Here is a 299-nt window from a genome sequence, read left to right on the forward strand (position 1 = left end):
CGAACGTGGAGGATGCCGCCAGCCATGCCGGCGACTACACCTTGCCGGCCACGGACAACCTGAACGAGGCCATGCGCAAGGCCGGCGACCTCATCGTGCTGACGCGTATGGCCAACGAAAGCGAGTCCTCCACGACCTCCGGCGCCTACGCCACCTACGCCTCCCAGCCGGGCGGTTCCAAGGACGTGGAGTGCGAGCACGTGGATGAGGACACCGCCACGACGGCGGCCGACGGCCTGTGCGACAAGTGCGGCCTGTGCCTGCACGAGAAGGACGAGAACGGTCTGTGCACGGTTGAG

Annotated in this window: 1 protein-coding gene; it reads left to right on the forward strand. The window is 67.2% G+C overall.

The genetic code is table 11. From position 1 onward, the window contains the following. A partial coding sequence (locus NE591_RS14515) for a hypothetical protein (protein WP_256157018.1) occupies positions 1-299 on the forward strand: 299 nt, incomplete at both ends.

This window comes from Adlercreutzia sp. DFI.6.23, from assembly GCF_024462535.1.
Classification (GTDB): domain Bacteria; phylum Actinomycetota; class Coriobacteriia; order Coriobacteriales; family Eggerthellaceae; genus Adlercreutzia; species Adlercreutzia rubneri.